The 14528-nt window shown below is 58.0% G+C and carries 18 protein-coding genes; 8 read left to right on the top strand and 10 right to left on the bottom strand.

Annotated elements, in window-relative coordinates; genetic code table 11:
- The first annotated feature begins 13 nt into the window (after positions 1-13).
- From KIK84_RS02805 to adk, 5 genes are all read left to right on the top strand, one after another.
- Entirely contained in the window at positions 14-439 is a 426-nt protein-coding gene (locus KIK84_RS02805) for an ExbD/TolR family protein (protein ID WP_214121443.1), read from the top strand.
- 13 nt (positions 440-452) lie between these two features.
- Positions 453-1541, top strand: coding sequence for a tetraacyldisaccharide 4'-kinase (lpxK, locus tag KIK84_RS02800; RefSeq protein ID WP_214121442.1), 1089 nt, complete (start codon positions 453-455; stop codon positions 1539-1541).
- A gap of 7 nt (positions 1542-1548) precedes the next feature.
- The gene (locus KIK84_RS02795) at positions 1549-1731 is read left to right on the top strand and encodes a Trm112 family protein (protein ID WP_214121441.1); all 183 of its coding nucleotides are present in this window, start codon (positions 1549-1551) and stop codon (positions 1729-1731) included.
- A 3-nt stretch (positions 1732-1734) separates the two neighbouring features.
- Positions 1735-2502 (top strand): 3-deoxy-manno-octulosonate cytidylyltransferase, encoded by a 768-nt coding sequence (gene kdsB / locus KIK84_RS02790; protein WP_214121440.1) that lies wholly within the window; start codon positions 1735-1737, stop codon positions 2500-2502.
- 112 nt (positions 2503-2614) lie between these two features.
- The gene (gene adk / locus KIK84_RS02785; RefSeq protein ID WP_214121439.1) at positions 2615-3271 is read left to right on the top strand and encodes an adenylate kinase; all 657 of its coding nucleotides are present in this window, start codon (positions 2615-2617) and stop codon (positions 3269-3271) included.
- Here the strand turns inward: adk and KIK84_RS02780 are convergent.
- A complete protein-coding gene (locus KIK84_RS02780; protein WP_214121438.1) occupies positions 3264-4253 on the bottom strand; it encodes an asparaginase in 990 nt (329 codons plus the stop codon). The genes adk and KIK84_RS02780 overlap by 8 nt on opposite strands.
- Before the next feature lie 99 nt (positions 4254-4352).
- Here KIK84_RS02780 and lexA point away from each other — a divergent pair, with 99 nt between their 5' ends.
- The gene (gene lexA / locus KIK84_RS02775) at positions 4353-5021 is read left to right on the top strand and encodes a transcriptional repressor LexA (protein WP_214121437.1); all 669 of its coding nucleotides are present in this window, start codon (positions 4353-4355) and stop codon (positions 5019-5021) included.
- A gap of 4 nt (positions 5022-5025) precedes the next feature.
- Here lexA and der read toward each other — a convergent pair whose 3' ends face one another.
- The 5 genes from der to KIK84_RS02750 form a co-directional block, all read right to left on the bottom strand.
- Positions 5026-6366 (bottom strand): ribosome biogenesis GTPase Der, encoded by a 1341-nt coding sequence (der, locus tag KIK84_RS02770; RefSeq protein WP_214121436.1) that lies wholly within the window; start codon positions 6364-6366, stop codon positions 5026-5028.
- A gap of 16 nt (positions 6367-6382) precedes the next feature.
- Positions 6383-7504: an outer membrane protein assembly factor BamB gene (locus tag KIK84_RS02765; RefSeq protein WP_214121435.1), complete on the bottom strand. Its 1122-nt coding sequence runs from the start codon at positions 7502-7504 to the stop codon at positions 6383-6385.
- Entirely contained in the window at positions 7501-8157 is a 657-nt protein-coding gene (locus tag KIK84_RS02760; RefSeq protein ID WP_214121434.1) for a YfgM family protein, read from the bottom strand. Before KIK84_RS02760 ends, KIK84_RS02765 begins: the two co-directional genes overlap by 4 nt.
- A gap of 19 nt (positions 8158-8176) precedes the next feature.
- Complete coding sequence (gene hisS / locus KIK84_RS02755; RefSeq protein WP_214121433.1) at positions 8177-9490, bottom strand: histidine--tRNA ligase; 1314 nt, start codon at positions 9488-9490, stop codon at positions 8177-8179.
- A 93-nt stretch (positions 9491-9583) separates the two neighbouring features.
- Positions 9584-10165 carry a superoxide dismutase gene (locus tag KIK84_RS02750; protein WP_214121432.1) on the bottom strand — a complete coding sequence of 194 codons (582 nt, stop codon included), beginning with the start codon at positions 10163-10165 and terminating at the stop codon, positions 9584-9586.
- Between the two features lie 169 nt (positions 10166-10334).
- On the opposite strand from KIK84_RS02750, the gene KIK84_RS02745 reads away from it, so the two are divergent.
- Positions 10335-10886: a C40 family peptidase gene (locus KIK84_RS02745; protein WP_214121431.1), complete on the top strand. Its 552-nt coding sequence runs from the start codon at positions 10335-10337 to the stop codon at positions 10884-10886.
- An 8-nt stretch (positions 10887-10894) separates the two neighbouring features.
- Positions 10895-11209, top strand: a complete 315-nt coding sequence (locus KIK84_RS02740) for a DUF2322 family protein (RefSeq protein ID WP_214121430.1) — start codon at positions 10895-10897, stop codon at positions 11207-11209.
- A 14-nt stretch (positions 11210-11223) separates the two neighbouring features.
- On the opposite strand, the gene KIK84_RS02735 is transcribed toward KIK84_RS02740, so the two are convergent.
- The 4 genes from KIK84_RS02735 to cobT all read right to left on the bottom strand — a co-directional run bounded on the left by KIK84_RS02735 (position 11224) and on the right by cobT (position 14514).
- Entirely contained in the window at positions 11224-11838 is a 615-nt protein-coding gene (locus KIK84_RS02735; RefSeq protein ID WP_214121429.1) for a hypothetical protein, read from the bottom strand.
- Between the two features lie 87 nt (positions 11839-11925).
- A complete protein-coding gene (locus KIK84_RS02730) occupies positions 11926-12525 on the bottom strand; it encodes a histidine phosphatase family protein (protein WP_214121428.1) in 600 nt (199 codons plus the stop codon).
- Positions 12518-13399, bottom strand: a complete 882-nt coding sequence (locus KIK84_RS02725) for an adenosylcobinamide-GDP ribazoletransferase (RefSeq protein ID WP_214121427.1) — start codon at positions 13397-13399, stop codon at positions 12518-12520. Before KIK84_RS02725 ends, KIK84_RS02730 begins: the two co-directional genes overlap by 8 nt.
- A complete protein-coding gene (cobT, locus tag KIK84_RS02720; RefSeq protein WP_250207690.1) occupies positions 13396-14514 on the bottom strand; it encodes a nicotinate-nucleotide--dimethylbenzimidazole phosphoribosyltransferase in 1119 nt (372 codons plus the stop codon). Before cobT ends, KIK84_RS02725 begins: the two co-directional genes overlap by 4 nt.
- Between the last annotated feature and the right edge of the window lie 14 nt (positions 14515-14528).

Below are 14528 nucleotides of genomic sequence, written 5' to 3'. Positions count from 1 at the left end.
CCAAAGGCTTGCCATGAACTTTCGCCGCCACCGCCAAGAAGAGCCGGAGATCAACCTGATCCCCTTCATTGACGTGCTGTTGGTCATCCTCATCTTCCTGATGCTGTCCACTACCTACAGCAAGTTCACCGAATTGCAGCTGCGTTTGCCCACCGCCGACACAGAACTGCAACGGGACTACCCCAAGGAGCTGATCGTCGCCGTGGGCGCTGACGGTGGGGTGAGCATCAACAAGCAGTTGGTCACTGGTTCTGGCATTGAAGCGCTGGCCAACGCCATCAGCGGTGCCGCCAAAGGTGGTAAAGACACGGTGGTCATCATCAGCGCCGATGCCAATGCGCGGCACCAAACCGTGATCAGCGTGATGGAAGCCGCCCGCAGCGCGGGTCTCACGCAAATCACCTTCGCCACCCAATCCAGCAGCCAAGCTGCACACTAAGCCAGTCAGCGGCATGCAGCGCCTGCTTTTGCGCGCCTGGGAGAGCCAGCAGTCCCCACTGGCATGGGCCTTGCGCCCTGCGGCAGCAATGTATGGGCTGCTGTTGCAGCAACACCGCAAGCGCTTTGCCCAGCACCCTGAACTCTGCGAACGCTTGCCCGTGTTGGTGGTGGTGGTTGGCAATGTGGTGGCCGGTGGAGCCGGAAAAACCCCCACCACCATTGCTTTGGCCCAGCACCTGTGTGCCCAAGGTTGGCAAGTGGGCATCGTCTCGCGTGGTTATGGGCGCCAAACACGACAAACGCCTACAGATTCCACAGTTCCTGCAACGCAAACGCTGGAAGTACACCCAGATAGCGATGCCAACACCGTGGGCGATGAACCGCTGCTGATGCACCGGCACACCGGTGTGCCGGTGTTTGTATCGGCGTCGCGGGTTGCAGCGGGACGCGCCTTGCTCCAAGCCCACCCCCATACGCAAGTGCTGCTGTGCGACGATGGTCTGCAGCACTGGGCACTGCAGCGCGATATCGAGGTGTGCGTTCTGGATGACCGTGGCATTGGCAATGGCTGGTTACTACCCGCAGGCCCACTGCGCGAGCCTTGGCCCCGCCAGTGGCTGACTGCTGCTGGACAAGCCCCCGAGCGCTGCTTGTACCTGCACACAGCCCCCAACGCCGTTGGCAACAGCATGAAATCCTTGCCTTACAGCGCCTTGGCAACACGCCAGTTGGCCAATTACGCGGTAACGCAACAAGGCGAACACATCGCCCTGTCTAGCTTGCAGGCCACTGTGGCAGAACGCCCTTTGCTGGCGCTGGCCGGGATTGCACGCCCCGAACGTTTTTTTGCCATGCTACAAGCCCAAGGCGTGCCACTGACCAACACCTTAGCACTGCCAGATCACTATCATTTTGATAGCAGCTTCAGCAATCAATACGGGCATTACAGGCTGATTTGTACGGAAAAAGATGCTGTCAAACTCTGGCCTCAATGCCCCGATGCACTAGCGGTGCCCTTGCTACAGACTTTGCCCACTGATTGGTTAAAAACGTTCGACACCATGCTGGCAGCGGCGCAAGCCAGAGCGCCTTGGCTATGATGGCGGGATGGACACCAAATTGCTCGAACTACTGGTCTGCCCCGTGACCAAAGGCCCCTTGGAATACCACCGCGAACAGCAAGAGCTGGTTTCACGCAGTGCCCGCTTGGCTTACCCCGTGCGCGATGGCATCCCCATCTTGCTCGAAAACGAAGCCCGCCCTTTGACCGATGCCGAATTGGGCCTGTAAGCCATGACTTACACCGTTTTGATTCCAGCGCGTCTGGCTTCTACCCGCCTGCCCAACAAACCCTTGGCCGATATCCATGGCCAGCCCATGATCGTGCGGGTGGCACGCAACATCGTGCAAGGTTGCCCCCACGCTCGCCAAGTGGTGGTAGCGACCGACGACGACAGCATTGTGCAAGCCTGTGCAGCCCACGGCGTGAAGGCTATTTTGACCAGCAAAGACCATCCCTCCGGCAGCGACCGTCTGGCTCAGGCCTGCGAACTGCTGGGTTTGGATGGCGACGATATCGTGGTCAACGTGCAAGGCGATGAACCACTGATGACCCCCACTTTGGTGGACGAGGTAGCCTCTTTGCTGCAAAGCAAACCGGACGCCAGCATGGGAACCGCAGGCCATGCACTGGACAAGTTGGAGGATTACACCAACCCCAACATCGTCAAGGTGGTACACGACGCAGCCATGTATGCGCTGTATTTCAGCCGTGCCCCCATTGCGTGGTGGCGTGATGGTTTTAGCGAAGGCCAGTTCAAAGCCATGCCGCATCCAGCACCGCTACGCCATATCGGTATCTACAGTTATCGCGCCCGTTTCTTACGCGCATTCCCCCAGTTGAGCCAAGCACCGCTGGAAGTGACCGAGGCCTTGGAACAATTGCGCGCGTTATGGCATGGCCACCGGATTGCTTTGCACGTCACCCATGCAGCACCTGGGCCCGGTGTAGACACACCGGAAGACTTGGACAAAGTGCGCGCCTTGCTGCAAGTTTCGTAACAGCCGCTCATGCTATCCTTGTGCGCTACAGGGATTGGCGTGGGCTGCAGATGTTCTTGGCAGCGACGCGCTGTCCCGCAGATTTCACATAACTACTTCCGAGGCAACTCTCATGAGACTGATCCTTTTGGGCGCCCCTGGCGCAGGCAAAGGCACGCAAGCCACTTTCATCTGCCAAAAGTACGGCATTCCACAGATTTCGACGGGTGACATGCTGCGCGCTGCGGTCAAGGCTGGCACCCCGCTGGGTCTACAAGCCAAGGCAGTGATGGATGCCGGCGGTCTGGTCAGCGATGATCTGATCATCAACTTGGTGAAAGAACGGATTGCCCAACCCGATTGCGCTCAAGGCTTTCTGTTTGATGGGTTTCCCCGCACCATTCCCCAGGCCGATGCCATGAAGGCTGCGGGCGTGAAGCTGGACTATGTGGTGGAAATCGATGTGCCGTTTGACGCCATCATTGAGCGCATGAGCGGCCGCCGCTCGCACCCCGCTTCGGGCCGCACCTACCACGTCAAATTCAATCCCCCCAAAGTGCAAGGCGTAGATGACGTAACCGGTGAACCCTTGGTTCAGCGCGATGACGACAAAGAAGAGACCGTGAAGAAGCGTTTGGACGTTTACAGCGCCCAAACACGTCCTCTGGTGGAGTACTACTCCACTTGGGCTGCCAAAGAGCCGCAAAACGCACCCCAATACCGCGCCATCAGCGGCTTGGGCGCCGTGGATGAAATCACGGCGCGCGTGCTGCAAGCTTTGTCTAGCTAAGCAGTTCCAGCATCAAAGCAATGCGCGCTTTCACAGCAGAAAGCGGCATTGCTGGCAGGTTGTCCGACGCAGCACTGGCCTGCACCACCACACCATAAGCGCAGCGACTGGTGCGCACCACGCGAACACCGTGGTCTTGTGCTTGGCGCAAAGCAGCCTCCAAATCGGCATGGATGGTGCCGTTCCCCGTTCCAGCCACGACCAAGCCTTTCACAACTGGCTGATCAGCAGGGGCTTGCAACAACGCAGTCACCAAAGCACCGTATGCACCGGCATAGCTGGTGAGGATTTCCACCCGTGGCCAATCCGCCGCCTTGGCAGGCAAGGCAGGCAACTGGGCTTTGGCCATCGATTGCGCCACACACCAAGCAGCGCCGCTGAGCCAGCGCACGCGCCCCTCTTCCACCTGGGCCAAGGGAGCGGCATCGCCCGAGTCAAAAGCGTCTATGCGGTACGTGAAGCGCTTATTCACATGCAGGGCCGCATGCACTTTGCCAGCCGCCACGGCCAACACGCCGCAGGAAGCAGGATCGACCACCACAGCCAATGCGTCCTGCAAGTTTTGCGGGCCATCGGGCGTGAGTGCCGTGGCAGGCCGCATGGCGCATGTCAGCACCACGGGTTTGGCGCTTTGCAAAGCGGGTGGCAACACGCTGTGCAGGAAATACGCCGTCTCTTCCAAAGTGTCCGTGCCGTGGGTGATGACAATGCCGTCGACCGAGGCATCGGCCAGCAGCGCAGTACACCGCTGGGCCAAGGCAGCCCAAGTGGCAAAGTCCATGTCTTTGCTATCCAACTGCACCAACTGCTCTGCCACCAACTGGCGCGGGGCAATCAGTGCTGCCCCCATGGGTACGGCGGCTAGCAAATCCTCCACCCGTACCTGACCTGCCACGTAGCCTACATTGTCTTGTGCACTGGCCGCTTTGCCAGCAATAGTGCCACCCGTTCCAATCACGACGATTTTTTTCTGCATGCTCATAGTCTCTAAAGTCCTCTTTTTTCTTGCCAAACGATGAAAGCTGGTTAAAAATACAACACTGTTTAAACAAACAGTGTTTTCGCTGTTTCAGGAGTGCACATGCTTGAGCAACCCAAACTGACGGCCCGCCAACAGCAAATTCTGGATTTGATCCACAACACCATGCAACGCACAGGGGCTCCGCCGACCCGGGCGGAAATTGCGCAGGAGTTGGGCTTTAAATCTGCCAACGCGGCCGAAGAACATTTGCAGGCCTTGGCCCGCAAAGGCGTTATTGAACTGGTTAGCGGAACCTCGCGCGGCATCCGTCTGCGCAGTGTAGCCAATCCACTGCGCCAGCCTAGCCACCAAATCAGTCTGCCCATTCCTGGCTTGGCCCAATTGGCCTTGCCACTGATTGGCCGTGTTGCCGCAGGTTCCCCCATCTTGGCCCAAGAGCATGTAGACCAAACCTACTACGTAGAAAACAGCCTGTTTCAGCAACAACCCGACTATCTGTTGCGGGTGCGTGGCATGTCGATGCGCGATGCCGGCATCATGGATGGGGATTTGCTGGCCGTGCGGTCTACCAAAGACGTGAAAAATGGCCAAATTGTGGTGGCGCGCTTGGGGGATGAAGTGACCGTCAAACGCTTTCGCCGCAACAAGAACGTGATTGAACTGCATCCCGAAAATCCCGACTACACCACCATCGTTGTCCAGCCCGAAGACCCCTTCGAAATTGAAGGATTGGCCGTTGGCTTGATACGCAACACCATGTTGATGTAGGGACTCAGTCGTCCTTGTCCGCAAAAGGGTTCTGGGAGGACTTCATTTCGATGCGCAAAGGGGTTCCCACCAAATCGAATTCTTTGCGGATACGCCCTTCCAAGAAACGCTTGTAGGCGTCTGTCACATGCTCTAAAGAATTGCCGTGAATGACCACAATCGGCGGATTCATGCCACCTTGGTGGGCATAGCGCAATTTGGGGCGGTAGTTACCCACCTTCTTGGGCGTCTGGAACTGCACCGCCTCTTGCAACAAGCGTGTCAGGACAGGGGTGGGCATCTTGCGATTAGCCGCTTGGTGGGCTTGGATCATGGACTTCCACAATGGGCCCAAGCCTTGGCGCTTTTTGGCTGATATGAGATGCAGCGAAGCGAACTTCAGAAACGCCAAACGCGTTTCCATTGACCGCTTGAGCATTTCACGCTGGTATTCATCCAGCGCATCCCATTTGTTCACAGCCACCACCACCGCACGACCAGATTCCAAAATATAGCCAGCAATGTGCGCGTCTTGGTCTGTCACGCCTTCGGTGGCATCAATCATCAGCAGCACCACATGCGCGCTCTCAATAGCCTGCAGCGTCTTGACAACCGAGAACTTCTCAATCGCTTCAAACACACGGCCTTTGCGACGCAAACCAGCGGTGTCAATCAATTCAAAGCGCTGACCATCACGCTCCAATGGCACGGCAATCGCATCGCGGGTGGTGCCAGGCATGTCAAAAGCGATCAAACGCTCCTCACCCAGCCAGGTGTTGATGAGGGTGGATTTGCCGGCGTTGGGACGCCCCGCCACCGCCAAGCGGATCACATTGTCGTCTGCTGGCTCAGCTTCCTCATCCTCCTCAGACAACCCCAAAGCCTGCAGCGCCGTCTCGACCAAAGAGCGAATGCCTTGCCCATGGGCTGCGGAGATGGCCTGCACCTCACCCAAGCCCAGTTCGTAAAACTCGGCCAATTGACTGCCTTCGCGCATGCCCTCGGCTTTATTGGCCACGATATAGGTGGTCTTGCCCAGCTTGCGCAGGTATTGCCCAATCTCATGGTCTTGCGCGGACAAACCTGCACGCACATCCACCAAGAAAAACACCATATCGGCCTCTGCCACCGCTTGACGGGTTTGCTTGGCCATTTCTTGGTAGATACCACTCTGCGCATCGGGCTCAAACCCGCCGGTATCGATCACGATGTACTCGTGTTTGCCTTGACGACCTTGGCCGTAGTGGCGATCCCGCGTCAAACCGGCAAAGTCGGCCACGATGGCGTCACGCGACTTCGTGAGGCGGTTAAACAGCGTGGACTTGCCCACGTTTGGGCGGCCCACCAAGGCAATAACTGGTTTCAAGGCAATTCCTCGTTCTTCAATCAGGTTGGTAGGCGTACAGCCCACCTTTTTGGGTCACAACCACCACGGTTTGACCAGCGCGCACTGGCGCATACGCAATGGCAGAGCCATCGGTTTGCAAGCGATTGACGGCATTGCCATCTTGCTTGGCAAAGAAATGCACATAGCCTTGGGCATCACCCACAATCAAGGTGTTGCCAGCCAACAGCGGCGATGTCACACCACGCCATTGCAAAGAGTCACGCACCCACCGCAATTCACCACTGCCTTGCTGCCATGAGCGCAACTTGCCATCGGCATCCACCGCAAAAAGCCATTGCCCATCGCCTGCCAAACCAGAAAAACCGGATGCATTGCTAGTCCATAGGGTTTTGTACTGCTGCATGTCTATGCAGCTGACAGAAATTTGGAATGCACGCACGCACAAAACATTGTCTTGGCGCGTGGTGCCATCCACAATTTCCACCAAGCGTTCGACCTCGTTCGAGCCACGACTGGAGGCAACCACGACCTCACCCAAAACGCTGCCATTGTCTGGATTGATACGCGACAAGCGCCCCCCCAGACCAACCAACAAACTGTTTTGGAAAGACTGCAATACAGTCGGTGCGCTGAGCGAGAGCAACTGCGATGTATTGGTCACCTGCCACAACTTAACCCCCGTTTGGGCGTCAAATGCGTACAAAGACCGATCGGTTGTCAACACAAAAACGCGCCCCCCAGCGACCAGTGGTGGCGTCACCACGCTGGCTGGCAGATGTTGTCTCCACAGGGTTTTGGCATCGCGCACCAACACCAAATCGGCCAAGGCCGTCACCGCAGCGACCGATTGTCCATCAGCGCTTACACCCAAACCGGCACGCACGGGACTGCCCACATCCACAGACCAATCCTGTTTGCCTGTGTCCAACTGCAATTGCAACACTTTGCCAGTGGCAGTAGCTACCCATAGCTGTTTGCCTTGCACACGTGGTGGGGTCAGGCCGCCATCGAATGCGGCAGACCAGATTTGCTTGACGGGCAACGATGCTGAAACAGCCTGCAACTCTTTCGGCTGTGGTTTGGTGCTGCTGCATGCAGCCAGCACACAAACCAGCGCCAGGACACCCCAACGGGTCTTACTCAACATAGACATCATGGCTTGGTGGGTTCGGCAGCGCCACCCAGAGTTGCCAGTTTCGCGTCCACTATCACACGATAGGAGGAATTGGCATCCAATGCTGCGAGTGCTTTTTGGTAGCTGCCCACCGCCTCTTGGGTTTTGCCTTGCAGGTTGTACAAATCGCCTTGCGCGTCGGCCACCAAACCATCAAAACCAGCTGGGAACTTGGCTGTCAACTGTGCTTGGGCTTGGTCATAGGCCTTTTGCTCCATCAGCACTTGCGCCAAGCGCAGCCGCGCAGCCGCCACCAAAGCCGCATCGCTTGCGTTGTCCACAACCTTTTGCAAGGCATTTTTAGCGACATCCGCTTGGCCGTTTTCGTATGCAAGCTTGGCAAGGCGCAGACCTGCTTGGGCGGTGTAGAAAGAGCCTTTGTAGCGCTCACCCATATCGGCAAACACACGTTCTGCCGCTTTCACATCACCAGACTGGAAAATTTTTTCCGAGTTGTCATAAAGCGTTGCGGCTGCCATGGCTTGGTTTTTTTGCCAATAGTTGTAGCCATTCCAACCCGCAAAGCCAAGACAAACCAAGAGCACCAGTGTGCTGATGCGATTGCCATGCTGTTTCCAGAACAGCTTGACCCGTTCCAGTTGTTCTTGCTCTTCCAAATCGTAATGTTGTGTCATAAGGGGCCGTACAGTGGGTTCAAACCGTGGGGGGCGATTGTAGGCGAGCGGCCCAAGAGGCCACTCCGGTCAAGGGCAGTCGGAGCTGTTCACCATCTCCGCGCAAGGGCTTGAGGGCTACACAGCCTTGCGCCACTTCATCATCGCCAAAAATCAAGGCGAAACGGGCGCCTGATCCATCGGCGCGTTTGAATTGTGATTTCAAGCTCGGCATGCCCTCAGGGCCCGATGCTTGCATCTGCACCGACACGCCGCTCGCACGCAGCGCTTGCAGGCACGCACTCACTTGCGGGAAAAACTGCACATTGGTCACCACGGCGTAGGCATCTAGCTGGGGTTGCACCTGCAGCAGTTCCTGTTCCTTGAGCAGTTCCAGTACACGCTCCACACCCATAGCCCAACCCACTGCAGGAGCGGGTTTGCCACCAATTTGCTCAATCAAATAGTCATAACGGCCACCAGCGCAAACCGTGCCCTGTGAGCCCAAGCGGGTGGTTACGAATTCAAATACCGTGAGGTTGTAGTAATCCAAGCCGCGCACCAAACGGGGATTGACCGTGGCAGTCACACCATTGGCTGCCAAAATGCTTTGCACCGTCTCGAAGTGCTGACGCGAGGCATCGCCCAAGTAGTCAAGCAGTTGCGGCGCTTTCTCAATAATGGCTTGCATCGCTGGGTTTTTGCTGTCGAGCAAACGCAAGGGATTGAGGTGCAAACGGCGCTTGGCTTCTTCGTCGAGCACATCCATGTGCTGCTCAAAGTAAGCGATCAAGGCAGCGCGGTGCTGGTTGCGCTCAGCAGGTTGCCCCAAGCTGTTGAGTTGCAGCTCGATACCCTCTAGGCCCAGCTTTTTCCACAAAGCGCTGGCCATCAAAATCACTTCGGCATCCACCTCGGGGCCACCAAAGCCCAGTGCCTCGGCACCAATTTGGTGGAATTGGCGATAGCGCCCACGCTGGGGACGTTCATGGCGGAACATGGGCCCCATGTAGTACAGGCGGCGACCACCGTTGTACAAGAGCGAATGCTCCACCACAGCACGCACCACACCCGCCGTGTTTTCGGGGCGCAATGTCAGGGCCTCGCCATTGAGCTTGTCGGTGAAGGAATACATCTCCTTCTCCACCACATCGGTCACCTCGCCCAATCCGCGCACAAACAGCGGCGTAGGCTCCACGATGGGGGTGCGGATATTTTCAAAACCATAACCACGCATGACACTGCGCACATGGCTCTCTAGCAACTCCCACCGCGCCGAATCGGGCGGCAAGATGTCATTCATTCCCTTGATACCCACCAGCTTTTCAGCAGGTGCTGCGGCTTTTTCCACCATAAGTCTTCTTCACAAATTAAACGGGCTACCCGTTATGGGTAGCCCGTATTGTCTCGCATGCACGGGCAGCCGCCATCAAAAGGCGGCGCACATTCAGGCGAAATTGGCTTGGGCAAATTCCCAGTTCACCAGTTTGTCGAGGAAAGTTTCCACAAACTTAGGACGCAGATTGCGGTAGTCGATGTAGTAAGCATGCTCCCACACGTCCACTGTCAACAAAGCCTTGTCAGCCGTAGTCAAAGGCGTACCGGCTGCACCCGTATTAACGATGTCCACAGAACCGTCTGCCTTTTTCACCAACCAAGTCCAGCCGGAACCGAAATTGCCAACAGCAGACTTCACAAATGCTTCTTTGAAAGCAGCGTAGCTGCCCCATTTGGCGTTGATGGCTGCAGCCAAAGCGCCTGTAGGCTCACCGCCGCCATTGGGCTTCATGCAGCTCCAGAAGAAAGTGTGGTTCCAAATTTGGGCTGCGTTGTTGTAGATACCACCCGAAGAAGTCTTGACGATTTCTTCCAGCGTTTTGGATTCGAATTCGGTACCCTTTTGCAGGTTGTTGAGGTTAACCACGTACGCGTTGTGGTGCTTACCATGGTGGAATTCCAGCGTCTCTTTCGAGTAGTGGGGCGCCAAAGCGTCGATCGCATAAGGCAAGGGTGGTAGGGTGTGCTCCATAAGTACCTCTGTGAATGCTAGAAAAAAGGGACTCTCATTGTAAGGTGCTTAACCTGTTGCATATTGCTGTAGGGAGATACACCAATAGTTCATAAAAATCAGACACTTAGCAAAGATACCTCAAGTCAATCCATTTGACTTGTGTAACAAAGGCGGTTAGAGTGTTTGGATGCGTACATGGATCATCTCTCTCCTGTTGCTGGCAGCGGGCACCTTGCATGCGCAAGAAGCCGCAACCAACAACGACCAAATGCACGACTTGCTCATAGAACGTGGTCTGATCACCCGCATCACGGACATGGGCCAAAAACTCGAAGCCAAGGCCACCGAGTTGGTGCTCAACTCCATGGCTTTTTTGGGCGTGCCATACCGCCGTGGTGGCAACAATGCAGACACTGGTTTTGATTGCAGCGGCTTTGTGCGTGCTATTTACGAACAAACCGCCGGGCTCTTGCTGCCCCGCCAAGCTGCCGAACAAGCCAAAGCCACCGCCAAAATTGAAAAAACCGAACTCAAGCCCGGTGACTTGGTGTTCTTTAACACCATGCGCCGTGCGTTTAGCCATGTAGGCATCTACATTGGCAATGGCAAGTTCATTCACTCGCCTCGCACAGGGGCCGAGGTGCGGGTAGAAGACATGGACGCCAGCTACTGGCGCCAACGCTTTGATGGCGCACGCCGCGTTCTCACCCCCGACAACAAAGACTCTTCTTCGCGTTAATTTTTTCCATGGCCTTTGCAGACAATCTGCAGGCGTTGCCCGGTATTGAACATCTGGCGGCCCTGCACCTCCTCAACGCCCAAGGCGAGCGCATCGCCAGCATTGACAACAAACCCGGCAAACAAGGTTCACTGCGCGTTTACGCCGCACTGGCTGCCAAACATGGCAGCATCAACACCGCTGCCGCTCAAGAAGGTTTGGAGTTGTTTGCCGAGCACACCACCGATGCCCGCAGCAATCCCGGCAAACACCCCAACATCGATCGCTTACTCGACGTGATAGAGCAAGGCAGCACGTACCAAGTCGAGCTAGAAAAAGCCTAAGCAGCTACGCTGCCCTATTTACAGCCCCGCACAGGGGACTGCACAGCACTGATGCGCGTCCATTGCGCGGCCTCTGGCCCGCGATTGAGGTCGTAGACTTGGAAATCGCAGCGCTGGCCATCCATACCAATACGCGCTTCATATTGCCCTCCGGCCTCGAATACATAGCGGTGTATTTGGGCCGGACACACGTCAGCAAATACCGCCACTACATCGCTAGCCTGCGGATTGGTGCGTATAACGAATGGTCGACCTGCTGGCACCAGCAGTTCAGCCACCCGCTCACCGTACACGCCTTCGTTATTGGCTACCGCCTCGTCCACACTAGGCAAAGGCAAACCTTGTCTGGGCAACATGTCGGGAAAAGTCTTGGTTTGTGTTGGGAAGGCCCATGCCGGTTTGGTCACATCTTGACCGTTGAGCATGCGGCGCGGGCTGACCAGCACTGGCATGTAGCGCGGACAAGACTCCGGACTAACACCGCCATATACCCATGTATTACCAATCACCCGCAAACGGGCTGTTGGTTCGCTACTGGAAGGTACAAACACATAGGCCTTGGGTGGTGGGGGTGGCTTGACCAACTCGACCAATTTGTCCACTCCGCTGCAAGCTGCCAGTGTGGCCATTGCCCATAAGCCCAGCCACCGCGCCACGCTAAGCCGGGCTGCGTGAGGAAAAAAATCGTTTTTCAGCATACGCCCCAGTCTAGCGTGCTACCACTGAGCCAAAGCTTGGATCTGCGGCATATCTACCCACATACCGTAAGCCAAACCTTCTTGCGGCCAGTCAATGGCCTGCTGTACCTGCACGCCGTGCTGCCAGCAGTGGGCTGCACGCGCCACCCCCGCATGGGCTAACCACCACACTGGCTGGTCGGTTCTGGCCATGTGCCGCTGCGTGGCTTGCCATACCTGTCCTACCCGCTGCATAAACTGCGCAACAGACTCTCCCCCTCCGGGGCGGTAGTGGGCAAAGTCCCGCGTCCACGCATCCAAAGCATCGGGGCCAATTGCATCCCAAGTTTGGCCCTCCCAGTGACCAAAATCCATCTCCGCCAACAGTGGCTCGGCACGTACAGCCCACTGCAGACCGGACTCGGCCAGCAATACCCGCACCGCCTCTAACAGCTGCACACAGCGCTGCATGGGGGAATGCAGCAGCAAAGGCGGCACACCATCCCACGCAGCAAGCAAAGCCTGCGCGACCTGCTCGGTATGGGCACTGTCTGCCGCCACGTCCAAACGGCCATAGCACACACCCGGTGCTACCAAAGGCTGGGCATGGCGCACGATGCGGCAGTAGGGCTTAAACACAGCGCCCCAGAGGGCCAGCAGCCAGAGACAAGGCAAGGTATACCGCCAGCTCGCACAACTGCTGGGTCGCCCCCAAACCATCGCCCGTAAACCCCTGCAAACGCCGCCGCAGCAAGTGGCGCATCCACCACCACACTGCCGCACTGGCCAGCAATGCTGCCCCCACCATCACCACCAAGGCCAATGGGGCTGTAGAGCGCGTGTAATAAGCTGGAGCAGCTATCAAATGCATAGCAAACACCCCCCACGAAAGCAGTACCACGGCGATAACACACCACAGCACACCACAGAGCAAACCGCCCCACCCCAACTGTTCGGCGATCAGTTTGCTTTTGCTGTGACCAGGTGCGTTGACGTGCGCCAACGTAGCCATGGTGAGCAATGGCCAAAAGCGCGACAGCACGTGCCCCAGCAGCAAGGCCACGGGCAACAAACCCGGATGCACCGCGCCCAGCAGGCCCAGCAGCAACACCTTGGTGAGCAAGGCCAATACCAAGGCCACAGCCCCGTAGGAGCCGATGCGCGAGTCCTTCATGATCTCCAGCGCGCGGCTGCGCTCGGCCGATCCGCCCAAGCCATCAGCGGTGTCGGCCAAACCGTCTTCGTGGAAAGCACCTGTGACCCACACCGTGGCTAGCGTCGCCAGCGCAGCCGCCACCAGTGGTGTCAAGCCCTGCACAGGCGGCAAGGCCTGCAAGGCCCCCCACGCCACCCCTGCGGCCAAGCCTCCCACCAGCAAGCCCACGCCGGGCAAGTGGCCCGCAGCAGCACGCATCATGGCCGGACTAAAGCCCACCCACTCGGCCAACCGCCCAGTGATGGGGATGCGCGTAAAAAACTGCAGCGCCAGCAGGTAGTGGCGAATGAGTGTCATGCGTTTTGTTCCGACACACCGGCTTGGGCAAAGCTGGCCATGTCATTGAGGATGGTGCAGGCCGACTGCAACAGCGGCCACGCCAGTGCTGCGCCCGAGCCCTCGCCCAAGCGCAGCCCCAAGTCCAACAGCGGCTGCACCGTGGCCTGCGTGGCAGGGTGGCTGGCCTGCAAATGCTGCAGCATGAGCGCGTGGCCCCGCTCGCCCGAGCGGTGGGCGAACACGCAGCGCTGCAGCACATGCGGGTGCAAGGCCTGCGCCACCAACACCGCGCTGGTGGTGATAAAACCATCGACCAAGATAACGCGCCGCTCGTGCGCCGCTTGCAGCACCGCGCCCACCATGGTGGCAATCTCCAGCCCGCCCATGGCGGCCAGCACGTCCAGCGGTGCTGTCACGTGGGCATGGCGCTGCAGCACTTGGCGCAGCACGGCCGTTTTGCGCTCCACGCCCGCGCTGTCCAGCCCCGTGCCAGCGCCGGTGCACAGAGCGATATCCAGATGGGCCAAGCGCGCCAGCAACAAGGAGGCGGCAGACGTATTACCAATGCCCATCTCACCGAGCAAGAGCACATTGCCGGGCAGGCTCTGCACCAGTGCTGCGCCTTGGGCCATGGCTTGCTGGCATTGCGCAGGCGTCATGGCCGCTTGCTCGCTGCTGTCGGCCGTGCCGCCCTCGACCCCCGCCACTTTGCACACGTGCAAACCGGGACGCTGGCTACCGGCTGGCAAGCCCGCCAAAAAGTCGCGCCGCACGCCGCAGTCGGCCACTGTCAGGGCGATGCCATGTTGGCGGGCCAGCACGCTCACCGCAGCGCCACCGGCCAAGAAGTTTTCCACCATCTGCCAGGTCACATCGCTCGGAAACGCGGACACGCCTTTGGCCGCCAAACCATGGTCGGCGGCAAACACCACCATCTGCGGCTGATCCAACTGCGGTTGCTGCGTGCCCAGTATCTGGCCCAACTGCAAGGCCAAGGCTTCGATGCGCCCCAACGAGCCCAGTGGCTTGGTCTTGTTGTTCAGCGCGTCTTGCAGGGCGTTGGTCAAGGCGGCATCGGCAATGTCGGCCACAGCCTGTGCCGGGGAAAAAAGGGAAACCGTTGCGTTACTCAAAAAATACTCCTCGT

This window comes from Curvibacter sp. CHRR-16 (genome assembly GCF_018474005.1).
In the GTDB taxonomy this organism is placed as follows: domain Bacteria; phylum Pseudomonadota; class Gammaproteobacteria; order Burkholderiales; family Burkholderiaceae_C; genus Allorhodoferax.
The sequence above is the reverse complement of the archived record's forward strand: the minus strand, read 5'-3'. Positions and strand labels throughout refer to the sequence as shown.

Bases quoted from the DNA above. Each gene is read 5' to 3' on its own strand.
- KIK84_RS02725 (WP_214121427.1), bottom strand. From the start codon at position 13,399: ATGACACTCATTCGCCACTACCTGCTGGCGCTGCAGTTTTTTACGCGC.
- lexA (WP_214121437.1), top strand. From the start codon at position 4,353: ATGCTTGAGCAACCCAAACTGACGGCCCGCCAACAGCAAATTCTGGAT.
- KIK84_RS02795 (WP_214121441.1), top strand. From the start codon at position 1,549: ATGGACACCAAATTGCTCGAACTACTGGTCTGCCCCGTGACCAAAGGC.
- KIK84_RS02750 (WP_214121432.1), bottom strand. From the start codon at position 10,165: ATGGAGCACACCCTACCACCCTTGCCTTATGCGATCGACGCTTTGGCG.
- KIK84_RS02780 (WP_214121438.1), bottom strand. From the start codon at position 4,253: ATGAGCATGCAGAAAAAAATCGTCGTGATTGGAACGGGTGGCACTATT.
- KIK84_RS02805 (WP_214121443.1), top strand. From the start codon at position 14: ATGAACTTTCGCCGCCACCGCCAAGAAGAGCCGGAGATCAACCTGATC.
- KIK84_RS02760 (WP_214121434.1), bottom strand. From the start codon at position 8,157: ATGACACAACATTACGATTTGGAAGAGCAAGAACAACTGGAACGGGTC.
- KIK84_RS02765 (WP_214121435.1), bottom strand. From the start codon at position 7,504: ATGATGTCTATGTTGAGTAAGACCCGTTGGGGTGTCCTGGCGCTGGTT.
- KIK84_RS02745 (WP_214121431.1), top strand. From the start codon at position 10,335: ATGCGTACATGGATCATCTCTCTCCTGTTGCTGGCAGCGGGCACCTTG.
- kdsB (WP_214121440.1), top strand. From the start codon at position 1,735: ATGACTTACACCGTTTTGATTCCAGCGCGTCTGGCTTCTACCCGCCTG.
- lpxK (WP_214121442.1), top strand. From the start codon at position 453: ATGCAGCGCCTGCTTTTGCGCGCCTGGGAGAGCCAGCAGTCCCCACTG.
- hisS (WP_214121433.1), bottom strand. From the start codon at position 9,490: ATGGTGGAAAAAGCCGCAGCACCTGCTGAAAAGCTGGTGGGTATCAAG.
- KIK84_RS02735 (WP_214121429.1), bottom strand. From the start codon at position 11,838: ATGGCCACACTGGCAGCTTGCAGCGGAGTGGACAAATTGGTCGAGTTG.
- adk (WP_214121439.1), top strand. From the start codon at position 2,615: ATGAGACTGATCCTTTTGGGCGCCCCTGGCGCAGGCAAAGGCACGCAA.
- KIK84_RS02740 (WP_214121430.1), top strand. From the start codon at position 10,895: ATGGCCTTTGCAGACAATCTGCAGGCGTTGCCCGGTATTGAACATCTG.